At 49.1% G+C, this 15,514-nt stretch carries 16 protein-coding genes; all 16 read right to left on the bottom strand.

Annotation, left to right across the window (positions count from 1 at the left end):
- Window positions 1-15: 15 nt before the first annotated feature.
- Entirely contained in the window at window positions 16-1,398 is a 1,383-nt protein-coding gene (argH, locus tag Psfp_RS13805; protein ID WP_134219121.1) for an argininosuccinate lyase, read from the bottom strand.
- A gap of 14 nt (window positions 1,399-1,412) precedes the next feature.
- Window positions 1,413-1,583 (bottom strand): hypothetical protein, encoded by a 171-nt coding sequence (locus tag Psfp_RS21755; protein WP_192895432.1) that lies wholly within the window; start codon window positions 1,581-1,583, stop codon window positions 1,413-1,415.
- 309 nt (window positions 1,584-1,892) lie between these two features.
- On the bottom strand, window positions 1,893-2,072 hold the full coding sequence (locus Psfp_RS13800) for a hypothetical protein (RefSeq protein ID WP_134219120.1): 180 nt from the start codon (window positions 2,070-2,072) through the stop codon (window positions 1,893-1,895).
- A gap of 597 nt (window positions 2,073-2,669) precedes the next feature.
- Complete coding sequence (locus Psfp_RS13795) at window positions 2,670-3,875, bottom strand: argininosuccinate synthase (RefSeq protein WP_134219119.1); 1,206 nt, start codon at window positions 3,873-3,875, stop codon at window positions 2,670-2,672.
- Between the two features lie 204 nt (window positions 3,876-4,079).
- Window positions 4,080-5,000 carry an ornithine carbamoyltransferase gene (argF, locus tag Psfp_RS13790; protein ID WP_243120654.1) on the bottom strand — a complete coding sequence of 307 codons (921 nt, stop codon included), beginning with the start codon at window positions 4,998-5,000 and terminating at the stop codon, window positions 4,080-4,082.
- A 281-nt stretch (window positions 5,001-5,281) separates the two neighbouring features.
- Window positions 5,282-6,481 (bottom strand): aspartate aminotransferase family protein, encoded by a 1,200-nt coding sequence (locus tag Psfp_RS13785; protein WP_134219118.1) that lies wholly within the window; start codon window positions 6,479-6,481, stop codon window positions 5,282-5,284.
- Between the two features lie 204 nt (window positions 6,482-6,685).
- Window positions 6,686-7,573, bottom strand: a complete 888-nt coding sequence (gene argB / locus Psfp_RS13780) for an acetylglutamate kinase (protein ID WP_134219117.1) — start codon at window positions 7,571-7,573, stop codon at window positions 6,686-6,688.
- Window positions 7,574-7,979: 406 nt separating this feature from the next.
- Window positions 7,980-9,197: a bifunctional glutamate N-acetyltransferase/amino-acid acetyltransferase ArgJ gene (gene argJ, locus Psfp_RS13775; RefSeq protein ID WP_134219141.1), complete on the bottom strand. Its 1,218-nt coding sequence runs from the start codon at window positions 9,195-9,197 to the stop codon at window positions 7,980-7,982.
- Between the two features lie 175 nt (window positions 9,198-9,372).
- Entirely contained in the window at window positions 9,373-10,416 is a 1,044-nt protein-coding gene (gene argC / locus Psfp_RS13770; RefSeq protein WP_134219116.1) for an N-acetyl-gamma-glutamyl-phosphate reductase, read from the bottom strand.
- 198 nt (window positions 10,417-10,614) lie between these two features.
- On the bottom strand, window positions 10,615-11,598 hold the full coding sequence (gene pdaA / locus Psfp_RS13765; protein ID WP_134219115.1) for a delta-lactam-biosynthetic de-N-acetylase: 984 nt from the start codon (window positions 11,596-11,598) through the stop codon (window positions 10,615-10,617).
- A 319-nt stretch (window positions 11,599-11,917) separates the two neighbouring features.
- Window positions 11,918-12,199: a hypothetical protein gene (locus Psfp_RS13760; RefSeq protein ID WP_134219114.1), complete on the bottom strand. Its 282-nt coding sequence runs from the start codon at window positions 12,197-12,199 to the stop codon at window positions 11,918-11,920.
- Between the two features lie 200 nt (window positions 12,200-12,399).
- Complete coding sequence (locus tag Psfp_RS13755; protein ID WP_134219113.1) at window positions 12,400-13,200, bottom strand: DUF4279 domain-containing protein; 801 nt, start codon at window positions 13,198-13,200, stop codon at window positions 12,400-12,402.
- 62 nt (window positions 13,201-13,262) lie between these two features.
- The gene (locus Psfp_RS13750) at window positions 13,263-13,742 is read right to left on the bottom strand and encodes a hypothetical protein (protein WP_153189535.1); all 480 of its coding nucleotides are present in this window, start codon (window positions 13,740-13,742) and stop codon (window positions 13,263-13,265) included.
- A 93-nt stretch (window positions 13,743-13,835) separates the two neighbouring features.
- Window positions 13,836-14,624: a DUF4279 domain-containing protein gene (locus tag Psfp_RS13745; protein WP_134219111.1), complete on the bottom strand. Its 789-nt coding sequence runs from the start codon at window positions 14,622-14,624 to the stop codon at window positions 13,836-13,838.
- Between the two features lie 153 nt (window positions 14,625-14,777).
- Window positions 14,778-15,047 carry a hypothetical protein gene (locus Psfp_RS13740; protein WP_134219110.1) on the bottom strand — a complete coding sequence of 90 codons (270 nt, stop codon included), beginning with the start codon at window positions 15,045-15,047 and terminating at the stop codon, window positions 14,778-14,780.
- The gene (locus Psfp_RS13735) at window positions 15,044-15,424 is read right to left on the bottom strand and encodes a hypothetical protein (RefSeq protein ID WP_134219109.1); all 381 of its coding nucleotides are present in this window, start codon (window positions 15,422-15,424) and stop codon (window positions 15,044-15,046) included. Before Psfp_RS13735 ends, Psfp_RS13740 begins: the two co-directional genes overlap by 4 nt.
- Window positions 15,425-15,514: the final 90 nt, after the last annotated feature.

Raw genomic sequence — 15,514 nt, 5'->3', positions numbered from 1 at the left:
ACGGGCGCAGTTGTTTTATTTACTCGCCGCCAACCGCTGCCTGGCTTTGGCGATGGCTTCCCGCACGGCTTCCAAAGCGGGACCGCCCGGCACCCGCCGGGCATCCACACACCTTTTGAGGCTGATGGCGTCATACACGCCCTCCTCCACCAGAGTGGAAAATTTACTGTAATCATCAAGGCTTAACTGGTCAAGGGTAATTTTTTGCTGCAAACAGTGAAACACAAGTTTGCCCGCTACCTCGTGGGCTTCCCGGAAAGGCAATCCCCGGCGCACCAGGTAATCGGCCAGGTCGGTGGCATTGGTAAAACCCTTGCTTGCCGCGGCTTGCATATTATCCTCTTTGACCCGCATGGTTTCAAGCATGGGCCTGAAAACCAGGAGACATTTTTTGACGGTGTCCACCGCGTCGAACAGAGCCTCTTTATCCTCCTGCATGTCTTTGTTGTAGGCCAGGGGCAGCCCTTTCAGCATGGTCAGCAAAGCCTGCAGGTTCCCAAACACCCGCCCGGATTTGCCCCGGATCAGTTCCGCAACATCCGGGTTCTTTTTCTGGGGCATCATGCTGCTGCCGGTGCTGAACGCGTCATCCAGTTCAATAAAGGCGAATTCAGCTGAGGCCCAGAGTATAATCTCCTCACAAAAACGGCTCAGGTGTACCATCACCAGGGACGCGGCCGCGGTAAACTCAACCGCGAAGTCACGGTCGCTGACGGCGTCCAGGCTGTTCTGGGTGATGGCCGCAAAGCCGAGCTGTTCAGCCACATATTGCCGGTCGAGCGGAAAAGTGGTCCCGGCCAGGGCTCCTGCGCCCAGGGGCATTACGTCGGTTCTGCGGCGGCAGTCGGCCAGCCGGCCCTCGTCCCGGCCAAACATCTGGCAGTAGGCCAGGAGGTGATGGGCCAGGGTAACGGGTTGGGCGCGCTGCAGGTGGGTGTAGCCCGGCATTAAGACGCCCAGGTGCCTTTCAGCCAGGTCCAGCAGGGCTTCCTGCAGCTGGCGCAACAACCCGCTGACCTGGTCGATCTCGTCCTTGAGGTACATCCGGATGTCCAGCGCCACCTGGTCGTTTCTGCTGCGGGCGGTATGCAGCTTTTTCCCAAGGTCGCCGATTTTGGCCGTCAAGAGCTGCTCAACGTTCATGTGGATATCCTCAGCCTCAACCGAAAACTCCACCTGGCTGGCTTTTATTTCAGCAAGCACCTCTTCCAGCCCGCATACAATAGCGCCGGCCTCCTCTTCAGTAATAATGCCGCACCTGCCGAGCATCCGGGCGTGGGCTATGCTGCCCTTGATATCATATTGATAAAGCCTCTGGTCAAATGAAATAGATGAATGAAAATCCTCTACCAGGTGGTCGGTCTCCTTCTGGAAACGACCTCCCCAAAGTTTGGTCATATACCGCGCTCCTTCTAGAAAAACATAAAAGGTGGTCTACCTTTGAGCATGTTTAACACTACAAAGACAGGAATGACAAAAACAGCTATGGTAAGCACGAGAATAAAAATCTTTAAGCCTTTGTTGTTGCGGTAAGGATGGTCCTCCGTGAACTCCTGGCCTTCAATTCTCTCCTGTTCTTCCATTCTTTTTCACCTCAATGTAAGTTTTTATCTAATTTTAACATGTCCTGGTTTTTATGCAACTATAAACAAAAATAAGAAAGAGGAAGGCAATTTCACTCACCTACCTCCTCTTACTTTTGGCTAACCGGGATTTCGCGGCCGGCATTGCCCTGCCGGGTGTCTTCCTCCAACAGCTCCAGGCCTATACCGGCCAGGATTTCGTTGATTAACTCACCTGTCATCACTTTCCTCCTTCCTGTCGCAAATATTTGGAGCACTTCAACGGAATGCATTCATCATAACACCTAAATCTTGGAAAGTCAATGATATCTATTTGTACCGGGTGCGGTAGATAAAATTTTTACTGCCGCATTTCTTACACTGGCAGCCCTTGGTCTGCAGTTCCCAAATCTCATCATTGGTCAAATCGCCCCGGCGCGTCAGGTCTACCGTAACGCTCTCCACATCATGCCTGTTTTCACATACGAAGGTCACAGTCAGCTTCCTCAATTAGATTACCTCTTGTCACTACATTACCTCATATAATCATATACCAAAATCCTCCTCCTTAAAAGTACAGAAATTAATTATATTGTATACGAAGCAGTTCAAGAGACAACCATGGCAATGTTAAGCCAAGCTTAAATTCGGGTTAAGAAAAAGGTGATTGTAGAATGATTCAGAAAAAGCCTCTGGGGCAGTGGGTACGGGGTTTTCCTCCGCTCTCTTCGCAATTCTACATTTCAGCAACTATAACATCATGCCAACCGCATCTACAGACAGCCACCCGGCAGCTACGCGCTATTCAAGCTTTTCTGCATGCAACGCACGCGCTAAGGAACGCATCCAGGTGCAGGCTGATACTGCATTTCTTACCGGTCAGGGTAGGGCGTAAGGTTATTAAAAAAGGTAGGGGGATGATCCCTTGCTATTATGTTTTACGCCTTACGGCCTACGGCTAATTTTAACCCCAGACCTGCAAAATCGGGTCATTTCGAACATACTTTTGAGATAGGCGTGACAGAGAAAGTTGGCGCCGTTTTGGGCGGCGCCAACTGTTAACTGAACCAATTTTCGGTTGTAACAGTATGACATTAAGTTCAGGGCCTACCTTAAGCCCGCCTTCTGCTCCATCATGGCGCGGACTTTCAAGGGCAGGCCGAACAGGTTGATGAAGCCTTCCGCATCCCGCTGGTTGTAAATCTCGTCGCGGCTGAAGGTGGAAAGCTCCTGGTCGTAGAGAGAGTAGGGAGACCTGGCGCCGGCCGGCGAGCAGTTCCCTTTATACAGCTTCATCACCACGGTACCGGTGACCGTCCGCTGGGTGCTGTCTACAAAGGCATCCAGGGCTTCCCTGAGCGGGGCGAACCATACCCCGTCGTACACCAGCTCGGCGTAACGTAAAGCGACACCTTCCTTAAAGTGCAGGGTCGCCCGGTCCAGTGTCAAAAGCTCCATTTCGCGGTGGGCTGCAAAAAGCACCGTACCAGCCGGGGTTTCATAAATACCGCGCGACTTCATCCCCACCAGGCGATTTTCCACCATGTCGACGATACCCACGCCGTTGGCCCCGGCAACTTCGTTCAGCTTCTGGATCAGGGCTACGGGGTCGAGAGTCTCACCGTCCAACTTGACGGGAATCCCCTGCTCAAAATCGAGCGTGACGTAGGTTGGTTTATCCGGTGCTCTATGGGGCGGCGTAATCAGGACCAGCATATCATCCTGCGGCTCGTTCCAGGGATCCTCCAGGTCCGCCCCCTCGTGACTTAAGTGCCACAGGTTGCGGTCCATGCTGTAGGGGCGGGCTTTGGTGACCGGGACTGGGATGCCCCTGGCGCCGGCATAGTCGACAGCGTCTTCCCTGGAACGGATATCCCATTCCCGCCAGGGCGCGATCACCTTCAAATCGGGAGCCAATGCCTTCACCGCCAGCTCGAAGCGGACCTGGTCGTTGCCCTTGCCGGTGGCGCCGTGGGCTATGGCCTCGGCCCCCTCCTTCCTGGCGATTTCAACGAGTTTTTTGGCTATCAGCGGCCGGGCCATGGAAGTCCCCAGCAGGTACTTGCCCTCGTATACCGCGCCCGCCTTTAAGGTGGGGTAAATATAGTCCTCGACGAACTCCCGCTGCACATCCTCGATGTATATCTTACTGGCTCCGGTTTTAATGGCTTTCTCGCGCAATGGGGCAAGCTCTTCCCCCTGGCCGAGGTCGGCAGCCATGGCAATAACCTCGTAGCCATAGTTCTCCTTTAACCACGGTATGATGATGGACGTATCCAGGCCCCCCGAATAGGCCAGCACTACTTTAGACATTCAAACAACATCTCCTTATCCTTTTAGAATTAAACTTATTGCAATGGTTCTCGAAAAGCCTCTGGGGTAGTGGGTCTGGGGTTATCCGGAACGAGCGGAGGATAACCCCAGACCCGCAAGTCAAGCCTTTTCGTGCAAGTACGATCGTGCCCACATTGCCAGGTTGCTTTTCTGCTGGTTTCGCGTCGAGCAGGACAGATGTCTTTAGAGCAGGGCTGCCAGCACCGCTTTCTGAACATGCAGGCGGTTTTCAGCCTCGTCCCAGACGACCGAGTGAGATCCGTCAATAACTTCCTCCACAACCTCTTCGCCCCGGTGGGCCGGCAGGCAATGGAGGAAAATATAGTCGGGCTTGGCGTGCGCAACCAGCTTCCGGTTGACCTGATAGGGCGCAAAGACTGCAACGCGTTCGGCCTTTTCAACCTCTTGCCCCATGCTGGCCCAAACATCGGTCACCACTACGTCCGCCCCGGACACCGCTTCAACCGGGTCAGTGGTTATTCTAACCGCGGCCCCGGCCGACAGTGCGTCCTGTCTGGCCTGGTTTACGATTTGCTCCTGCGGCCAGTAATCTTTGGGAGAAGCTACACTGATACTCATACCAACCTTGGCGCAGCCAAAAAGCAAAGAATGGCAGATATTGTTGCCATCCCCCACATAGGCCAGTTTGAGCCCGGCCAGTTGCCCTTTATGCTCCTTGACGGTCATCAGGTCAGCCATGATCTGGCAGGGATGGTTCAGGTCGGTGAGACCGTTAATCACAGGTATGGCGGCATACTTGGCCAGTTCCTCGACGTCCGCATGAGAGTAGGTGCGGATCATTATTCCATCCAGGTAGCGGGATAGTGTCCGGGCGGTATCGGCGATGGATTCACCCCGGTTCAACTGCAGGTCGCCGGCGTTTAAGAATAGGGGGTACCCTCCCAATTGGTACATGGCCACCTCAAAGGAAACCCGGGTACGGGTGGAGGATTTTTGAAAAATCATCCCCAGGGTTTTCCCCTGCAAGTAAGGGTGAGGCACGTTACTCTTTTGCTTTTCCTTTAGCTCTTCGGCCAATTCAAGTAAAGCGCCTATCTCCCCCGGCGTATAATCCTGCAGGTTCAAAAAATCCCGGCCTTTCATATCCATTCCTACAGATAGCAATCTAAATACCTTCTTTCTTAAGTAACCTAAACGTATTGCCACGTTTAGGTTACTATGGTTTCAAGAGACATCCCTGCCGCAAGTACAGACCGGCCGCACATTGAAATGCAGGACAATTAATCCGTCGTATATCGACTAAACAGCTCACCTTTCACTATCGGACGCTGTCACTTATATTTCGAATAGTCGCCTATACCGCCGGCGGCGCCACGCATCATTGAAAACACCAGCGATGCAGGCGCCATTTCAACAGTTTATATTTATTCAGTTTTTAATTCTGCCATTACCTCATCGAGAATTCCGACCGCCAGGTCTACATCCGACGTATTAATGGTCAGGGGAGGAATAAAGCGGAGAACGTAATCATTCACGCAGTTAATCAAAAGTCCTCTTGTATGGCAGCCTTCTACCAACGGCTTACCCTTGACCGACAGTTCCATCCCGAGCAGCAGGCCCATGCCCCTGACATCCTTCACATAATCGTATTTGGCGGCCAGTCCTTTTAGCTGTTCATAGAAGTATTCTCCAACGGAAATGGCGTTTTCCAGGACCCCGCCGTAAAGCAGCTCCTGCATGGCGGCCAGGGCCGCGACACAGGCCAGCGGGTTGCCGCCGAAAGTGGAGGCGTGGTCGCCTGGTTGAAAGGCTGCGGCAACCTTCTCTTTAGCCAGCGTGGCGCCAATCGGAAAACCTCCGCCCAGAGCCTTGGCCAGCGTGAGAATATCCGGCGCCACCCCGTAATGTTCATAGGCAAAGAAGCTGCCGGTCCGGCCCAGACCGCACTGGACCTCATCAAAGATCAACAGCGCCCCGTGTTCCTGACAGAGCCCGGCAACCCCTTCCAGGTATTCAGGCGCAGGCACATTGACCCCGCCCTCACCCTGAATCGGCTCCAGCATAACCGCGCAGGTTGAGGGGCCTATGGCCTCCTCCAGAGCGCCCAGGTCGTTAAAGGGTACATATTTAAACCCGCCCGGCAGCGGCTCAAAACCCTTTTGGTATTTCGGCTGCCCCGTCGCGGTAACTGTTGCCAGGGTCCTGCCGTGAAAGGAGTTTAAAGCTGTGATGATCTCAAACTTCTCTTCGCCGTAGTTCAACCTGGCGTATTTGCGGGCCAGCTTGATGGCGGCCTCATTGGCCTCGGCGCCGCTGTTGCAGAAGAAAGCCTTGTCCAGGTCGGAATTTTCTACCAGAAGCTTGGCCAGCAGAGCCTGCGGCTCTATGTAGTAGAGGTTGGAGCAGTGCATCAACTGGTGAGACTGCCAACTGATCGCGTCAGCCACGGACTGCGGGCAGTGGCCGAGTGAGTTTACGGCAATACCGCTGACGAAATCCAGGTATTCCAAACCGTCCGCATCCCACAGGCGCGCTCCTTCACCCCGCACCGGGGCCAGGGCAATACGCCCGACATTTTTCATCAGATATTTTTCGCTGAGTTCAATAATTTCCTTCGTGTTCATGAATAACCCCCCCAGTTGTTAGTCGTGAGTCGTGGGACGTGGGTATATACTGCATTCCTTTCAGATCCCACGACAAGATGCTTATTCTTATTTCAGCTTGCTACTTCTCTGTTATCAAATTACGACTTAAGACATAACTTACTCTGTGTAAATAAAATTCCGCCAAAATCCTCACGTCCCATGTCTCACGTCCCACGTCCATTTCTACTTCTCCACCATGGTTCCAATACCTTTGTCTGTAAAAATTTCTAACAGGATTGAGTGAGGGACTCTGCCGTCCAGGATGTGGGTCGTCTGCACTCCACTGGCCAGGGCGTCCAGGCAGCATTCGACCTTGGGGATCATGCCTCCGTCGATGACGCCCTTATCAATTAACAGGGCAATTTCATCAGCACGTATGGATGAAATGAGTGAGTTGGGGTCGCTGCGGTCGGCCATGATCCCCTCCACATCGGTAAGTATAATCAATTTATCGGAGCCGAGCGCGGCAGCCAACCTCCCGGCGGCGTGGTCGGCGTTGATATTGTAGCTTTCCCCGCCTGCTCCCACAGCCACAGGTGATACCACCGGTATACAGCCCCTCTCGATAATCGCCGTTACAATTTCGGGATTAACCTTGCTGATGTCTCCCACAAAGCCGATGTCGGCCAGTTCTTCGGCGCCTTCGGGAGTACGTACGATACGGTACTTTTTAACTGCTTCAAAGAGCCCGTCGTCCTGGCCGGACAGGCCCACGGCCCGGCCTCCGATGCGGTTAATCTGGGCGACAATTTCTTTGTTGATTTTACCGATCAGGACCATCTCCGCAATCTCCATGGTTTCCTTGTCAGTCACCCTTAAGCCTCCTACAAAGTGGGACCTTTTCCCAATCCTTTGGAGCATAGCGGTGATGTCGGGCCCGCCCCCGTGTACTATTACCGGATGCATACCCACATACTTCATCAGTACCATGTCGGTAAAGACTGCTTCTTTAAGGTCCTGCGACAGCATGGCGTGACCACCGTATTTGACGACAATGGTTTTACCGTAAAATTTCTTGATGTAAGGCAAGGCCTCCACCAGTATTTTAGCTCTATCCTGGGCAGTAGTCACGATTTACCCCCCCCCCAATATTTAGATGCAGGCCGTTGTAGATGCCGTGCTTATAGTGCATTCCTCTGTGGTCGGGCGTAGGGCGTAATTCTATAGTGCATTCCTCTGTGGTCAGGTGTAAGGCGTAGTATATACTGCATTCCTTCGGGGTCAGTTTACCTGTTCTCAAGTTTGCATGATTTACTCTAGTATTTGGGACCAAATTTTATCAACGACTCGTGTGCGAATGAATTCGCACCTGTATTTATTCGAGCTGAGACGTAAGCCGTAAGTATATCTGCCACCTGTGGGACCTTTTTAAGATATCCCTCGCCCCATTACGTTCATCTAAGAGTTTTACGCCTTACGCCCTACGACCGACCCTTAAGATCTATCCCTTGAGTAAGCCTGACCCCAAAAACTTATCTTACGTGCGATAGTCTGCGTTTATTTTAATGTAATCGTAGGAAAGGTCGCAGCCCCAGGCGGTGGCGCCGCAGTCGCCGGAGTTCAGGTTTAAAGTAATTTTGACCGTATCCTTTTTAAGTATTTCCAGGGCGCGCTCTTCACTGAAGTCAATAGAGCCGCCATCCCTTGCCACCTGCTCATCCCCCAGAAAGATATCAACCTTTTCCGGGTCAAAATCGGCCCCCGAGTAACCTGCGGCGCAGATGATCCTCCCCCAGTTGGCGTCCCGCCCGAAGACCGCCGCCTTGACCAGGCTTGAGCCAGCCACCGCCTTGGCCGCCTGGCGGGCGTCCTTTTCAGTGGCGGCGCCTAAAACCTCAACAATAATCAACTTGGTCGCTCCCTCACCGTCCCTGGCTATGTCCCTGGCCAGGCTGGCGCATACTTCGGTGAGAGCCTCCCGGAAGTTGACGTAGTCACTATCCTCTTCCCGGATTACCCCGTTGCCGGCCCTGCCGTTGGCCAGGATTACCGCCATGTCATTGGTGCTGGTATCCCCGTCCACGGTGACCAGGTTGAAGCTCCGGTCCGCGGCATATTTTAATGCTTGTTTGAGGCAGCCGGGCGCTACTGCGGCGTCGGTGGTGATAAAGCATAGCATCGTCGCCATATTCGGGTGAATCATCCCGGAGCCCTTGGCCATAGCCCCAATGGTGACCTGTTTACCTCCCAATTCCAACCGGACCGCGGCTTCCTTGGGGAAGGTATCGGTGGTCATGATAGCCTGGGCTGCCAGAGGACCGTTTTCCGGCGCAACCTGGCCGGCAGCCGCGCGGATGCCCGGCAGGATTTTTTCCATCGGCATTTTGCGGCCAATGACCCCGGTTGAGGCCACCAAAACGGCTTCCGCCGGTATGCCCAGGACCTCTGCCGTCACGGCGGCCATAGCCTGCGCGTCGCGCAAGCCCTGCTCGCCGTTGCAGGCGTTGGCGTTGCCGCTGTTGACAACCACGGCCTGGGCGGTACCCGTAGACAGGTTCCGCATGGTCACCAGCACCGGGGCGGCCTTGACCTTATTCAAGGTAAAAACCCCGGCGGCGGCAGCCGGGACAACAGAATAAATAACCGCGACATCCCTCTTGTCAACCTGCTTGATCGCGGCAAAAGCGGTACCGGCTGAAAAACCGGAAGCCGCGGTAACCCCTCCGGGGACCCAATCAAACTTGGACTCTTTTATTTCCACTTTAAAAAACCTCCGGTAAAAATGTTTGCCCACCCAAAATAAAAGACACCGCTTGCATCCCAGCCCAACGCAGGCGCGCGTTCACTCGTGCCAATGTTGTTGATTGGCATATCTTCATTCCCGGCCGGCGCCGCGATAGCGGTGTGGGTTTCTAAATGCTTCAGCGCCTCTACGGATAAAGCGCGGGGCCGGCCAGGGCGGTATATTCGGGCAGGCCGCAGACGATGTTCATGTTTTGGACCGCCTGGCCGGAGGCTCCCTTAACCAGGTTGTCGATAGCGGAAATAACCACCACCCGACCGGTGCGGGTGTCTACCGTGACTCCAAGGTCGCAGTGGTTGGTTCCGGCCACCCATTTTATCTGGGGCAGCATCCCTTTCGGCAACACACGGACAAAATACTCATCCTGGTAATAATCAAGGAAAATTTCCTGGATCTCTTCCTGCCGCAGGGGGGAGGCGAGCTCCGCGTAAACCGTGCTTAAGATACCTCTGGTTACCGGCAAAAGGTGCGGGGTAAATGATACGGTCACAGCCTCACCCGCTATTTTCCCCAGTTCCTGCTCAATTTCCGGTGTATGACGGTGGATCGCCACATTGTAAGCCTTGAAATTCTGATTAACCTCACTAAAATGCGAACCAAGGGAAAGCCCGCGGCCTGCTCCGGAAACGCCTGATTTCGAGTCTATAATGATACTGCGCAGGTTGACCAGTTTGTTTTTCAGCAGGGGCGCCAGAGCCAAAATGGCGCTGGTAGGATAGCAGCCTGGATTGGCCACCAGAGACGCCTTGCCGACCGCCTCCCTGTTCACCTCGGGCAAGCCGTAAACTGCCGTCCCGAGCAGTTCCCTGGCTCCGTGCTCAACCTTGTACCACTCTTCATAGACACGGTAATCGTTCAGGCGGAAGTCTGCCCCAAGGTCGATCACGACCTTGCCGCGGCGCGCCGCCTCCAAGGCGACCGGCATGGCATGGCCGTGCGGCAAGGCTACAAATAACACATCCGATTGGTCCAGGAGCCTGGCTAAATCCATTTTTTCAGCTATGAGCTGATTATATTTATACAGATGCGGATAAACCTCCCAGAAGGGCATATCCACGTAGCTTTGGGTGGTTAAAGCCACCAGTTCGGCTTCCGGGTGCCCGGACAGGAGCCTGACCAGTTCCGCGCCTGTATAGCCCGTGGCTCCGATAATACTTATTTTGATTGACAAAAGCTCTCCCCCCGTTAAATCACAAAACGTAATATTAATAATTATACAGATGACTGCATAATATTACAACAACCAAAGTTCCGATCAGAGAAAAATATCGGCAAGAGAAGGTTTCCAGCGAGAACCATCTCGATTGGCGCCTAAGAAATGAGAAAAGAGCGGCTGTTTGCCGCCCTGTTTTCTGCGCGTGAGAGCCGGTTAATTTCCGGCCAGGTCATCCAGGGTCTTAAAAATATAACCCTGGGCTTTGGTATCTTTAAGGATCTTGTCCAGCGCCTCCGTGTTATCCTTGGAGACCGCATGCAGCAGGACCAGGGCGCCGTTGTGCAGGTTGTCCATTACCGATTGGTAAGCCTCGTCCGGCCCGCCGGGCATGGGCACCCAATCAACAAAGGCCATGCTCCAAAAAATGTTGTGGTAGCCCAGTTCCCGGGTTACCGCGAGGGTCCGCTCGCTGTACTCGCCCATGGGCGGGCGGAGGTATCTCATACCCTTCCTGCCGGTAAGCTGTTCGTAAGCCTGCTCCACAACCTGGAGTTCCTTTTTTATTTCCTCATCTGATATGCCAGGCAGGCTGGGGTGGCTGTCGGTATGGTTGCCCACGATATGCCCTTCATCAACCATGCGTTTGACCAGTTCCGGTTGTGATTTCAAGTAATGTCCTGTGACAAAGAAAGCGGCCTTCACGTCATTAGCCTTGAGTATATCCAGGATCCGGGAGGTGTAGCCGTTTTCATACCCCTCGTCAAAGGTCAGGTACAATGTTTTTTCGTCGGGGCTGCCAATCCAGTAAGCGCCGTATTTACTAAGCCCGGCGCTGGTAGACGCAGACATCTCCGGCTGCTGGTGGGTATCATTGCGTTTTAAGCCCCAGCCCTTCTTGTTGTTGGAGAGATTGCCGGTCACAACTGTGCTTTGCGCGGGCTTTTGTTCCACTGCCGGCTTTTCTTCCGCTGGAACTCCGGCGGTTGCTCCATCTTCATCTATTGATGGCGCATCCCCGGTAATGGCAGTGGGAATAGTCTCGTCGACGTTGGACTGAGCCTGGTAAACCTCACCTGAACTGCTCGGCCCGGTTACATTTGCAGGTTTTTTCAGGGCATAACCTGCTGCGCCGACCAGGGCAAACAGGCCTACAATCAAAATGCTCACAGCTACCTTTTTGTTTTTTAAATAATCCATAATATACTCCCGGCTGAAAATTGATTATAAAACTATGATTGACGAAAATCACTCTGATTATCCCTGATACGACAAGATCCCTGAATTATGCAATTAATAATTCGACAGAAAAATCCACTCTCCTTTTAGAAGCATGTTTTTTTCAGATCAATAAGCCCCGTAAGTCATAAGCCTTTTAGAACCACCTGCATAGCAGGTCATATTTTCACAATATTTTAGGGGCTTATCCAATAATATCTGAGATTCAGCTATTCCTAATATAAATGAAATAATTAACACTATTAATATATGCGACAATAACGTGACTTTTTTGCTTTTATTACCTTCCATAATCATTCCAACCTTTCTTGAAGCCGCTAAAAAAAGTAATCCCATCTTTGATAATCAAACCTTTACCAACAAATGGTACAAAGTGAGCAGTGGCTTTTGTTATCGGTTTCTTAGCTACAATAAGGGGATCTTTTGCAAGCACAGCCTTACTATAACCATCACCAAATGACATTCCCACAGTTGTTAAAGCATCTTTAAGTCCATAATCGTTCGCTATAGCTTCACAGCCACCATAAACCCCACTGGCTGTCTTTCCTGCGTAATATTGCACATTTCCCCACCAGCAGGTATCACTGCCGGCCCATAAGACCGTTCGTAGTCATCGCATCGTAGGCATCACAAGTTACCAATAACAGTACTTTCACACCTAGTTCAGCTGCTTTCTTAAAAAGTTAAATTTGTCTTTTAACATAATATAGTTAAAGCCTGCTATGTTAAGATACCTATCCTCCTTACCGTCAAGAGTTTATCTTAATATCTTCCTGCAATAATAACAGAAACTTCAAAAGAAATATTTAATTCGGCAAACATTTCTAAAGACTTTGGGGCAATACGAAAACCAGCAGTGTCCGAATTTGAACGGTATCCGAGAAACACATCTACCTTCAAATGTTTCTTCAAGCTAAGCAAGTACTCCTTATGTGGTTTTAATTTATTCCATAATGTCTGTATATGGACATCTAAAGGTTCTTCTTCCGGAACAGGTATTTTATATGACCACATGTCACTGTTCCACAATTTACCTGGTCTTTTAACATTAATTGGTGTACCCTTTTTGTGTGTGTGGGTGGGCATTAACCCAACGTTTTTATTAATCTCATCAAAATTGTCAATTCTGTCGCCGAAGATACGTAAGGTTGCTGAATACGCAAAATAATACTCTTCTTCGTAATCACTTAAGTCTTCCTGTGATTTCGGTTTTTCTTCGGCAATTAAACAAAAAAATAATATCGAATCAGGATACTCTGGGTTAATATCCCATTTTTGCTGTGATTTTTTAATAGTCTCGAGACAGCGTTTTGCGGACCTTTTTACATAAGATTCCCAGGTTTCTTTTTTATCTTTAAGTATATATGATATTCCTCTAAATTTTTCTGATCGGTCATATTGGCCTTCAGAATACTTAACCCAACCTTCCCATTTTAATATAACCCAGTTATTTTTTTTAAAGATATTTATTGCTTTTTGTGTATCATCATACGAAAGTATAACTTCTTTTCTAGATAAAGAATTTATTTTTAATTCTTCTGGCAATAAATCAATAGCTCTCATATGTTATCTTTCCTCCAAGTTCTTATATTTTAGCACTCGTTTATTTTCGAATGTTGGCAATCTTAATAAACTACATTAGAAGGATTCATAATTTTTATCCAATCATTCCATACCTTTGTTGGGAATGGCACAAAAGCGGGTGCTGCGGGACTTAACGCTGCTTCCCCAGACCAAGCAGGAATGGGCACTATTCTAAATCTATCTTTCCAACTGTTACCTTTACCATATTCGCTTTCAAAATCATCTGCTAATCCATGCATCTCTTCTTCATTAAAGTTATCATTACCACGCCTGTCATAATCACCTTTACGCTTTTCAACATAATCCCCGAATTTTCTTCGATTCAAACCTCTTTCCCTAGCAACCTTATCTACGAGACCTTCACCACGGCCTCCCATTGCTAAAATAATTAAAGAATCATCTGGAGAACTATACGATATAGAATGAGATGAAGAATGAGATACAGAACTTACAATATTACTAATTGTATTACCTATAACTACTGAAATTATTATACTAATTATGTCATTTCTATTTTGCACCCATCCGTTGGGATAGTAATTGAACAATCTGCTTCGATCCGTCTGACCATCTCTTATCCGAAATATGCGTCCGTTCTCATCATAGGAAAAAGGTTAACCAATTATAACGGAAACCGTAAAAGGTATATTTAGTTCAATAAACATTTCTAATGCCCCTGGCTTAATCCCAAAACCCGCAGTACCAGAATTTGAACCATAACTGAGAAATATATCTACTGAAAAATGTTCTTTTAATTTAAGCAGGTAATCTCTGTGAGACTTTAATTTATTCCAAAGTGCTTCAATATGAACATCCAAAGGTTCTTCTTCCTGAATAGGTGCTTCATACGACCACATATCGTGTTCCCATAATCTATTTGGCCTATTAACATGCATTGGAACGCCTTTTCTATGGGTATATGTGGGAATTAATCCAATAGTTTTGGAGATTTCTTCAAAGGGAACTTCATCTCCAAAGATTCGCAGGGTAGCGGAGAAGCAATAATAATAATGTTCTTCAAATTCTTTAATATCTTCATCAGATGCTGGTTTTTCAACAGCAGTAACACAAAAATACAACATTGCCCCAGGATACTCCGGTTTACTGTGCCATAATTTTTGAGCTTGTTTGATAGTACTAATACAGTGAATAGCCGCCCTTTTAACAAAGGAATCCCAACTTTCACTTTCTTCCTTGATAATATCTGATATTCCTCGATAATTTCTTGAATGGCCGTGTTTTCCTTCAGAATATTTAATCCAACCCTCCCAGTTCAGTACAACCCAGTTATTATTAGAGTAATTATTTATAGCCTTTATGACATCTTCATACGAAAGTATAACTTCTTTTCTGGACAGGGATTTCACTTTTAATTCATCAGGTAATAAATCAATAGCTTCCATAAATCATACCCCAAACTTTTAATTCAATGGGCAATCTTCCTGAGATATGTTAATGTTAACGATCACCATCACTGCCTCCACCTTGTGGCCTAAAATACAACCAGTAAATGGCCTAATTTATAATTTACATTCAAGCATTTGCCCGGTTATTGATTATTGACTATCTTCAGAGAAATACCATAGGCGATCAATTAAACCTTCTAATATTAACCCTCGTGGGTTCGGTTCGTAGTTTTTATCAAGCCCACTTACAACAAGCTCATCCGCTATAACCTCACGGAGATTCTCTCTTTGTTCAGAAGTTAATACTATATTTCCGGATGAAGCTAATATATCTAATAGGGGCAATAATTTTGGTTGATGTTTTATAATGATTTCATGAAGTAATCTTTTCTCTTCAGGGTGTAGTTTATAATTAGTCATTTTAATCCCCCCCATTCAAAAATACGCCATCCTAATCTATTTCTAGCCCATGTCGTAACTACTTTACCTTCTTCGTTAAGTATAACAACCGCTCTTTCGCCGACATACTTAATTGTACCACCAACTTGAGGAATCACTTTAGTTGGATTATTGACTGCATCTAATATTGCTTCACTAGAAACACCAACCCCATCACGCGAGATCGCCTGGTTTATAGCATGTCTTGAAAATCCAGTAATTTGAATTTGACCTCCGAAAAAAATTAAGCATCGAGGAGGCGGATCAATTACACTATCTGCAACTTCCTCGCTATATGGAACTAATATTGATGATGCTAATACATCCGTGATCGGTTTACCATAATATGTAATTAACAAGTCATAATAATTATATGGTTATACTAACCAATAGTGGAAACTGAGGTTTACTTCGGTTCATATGTTGTCCAGGGATCAATTAACCGTTCC

The sequence above is a fragment of the Pelotomaculum sp. FP genome (assembly GCF_004369245.1).
Lineage (GTDB): Bacteria > Bacillota > Desulfotomaculia > Desulfotomaculales > Pelotomaculaceae > Pelotomaculum_C > Pelotomaculum_C schinkii.
The sequence above is the reverse complement of the archived record's forward strand: the minus strand, read 5'-3'. Positions and strand labels throughout refer to the sequence as shown.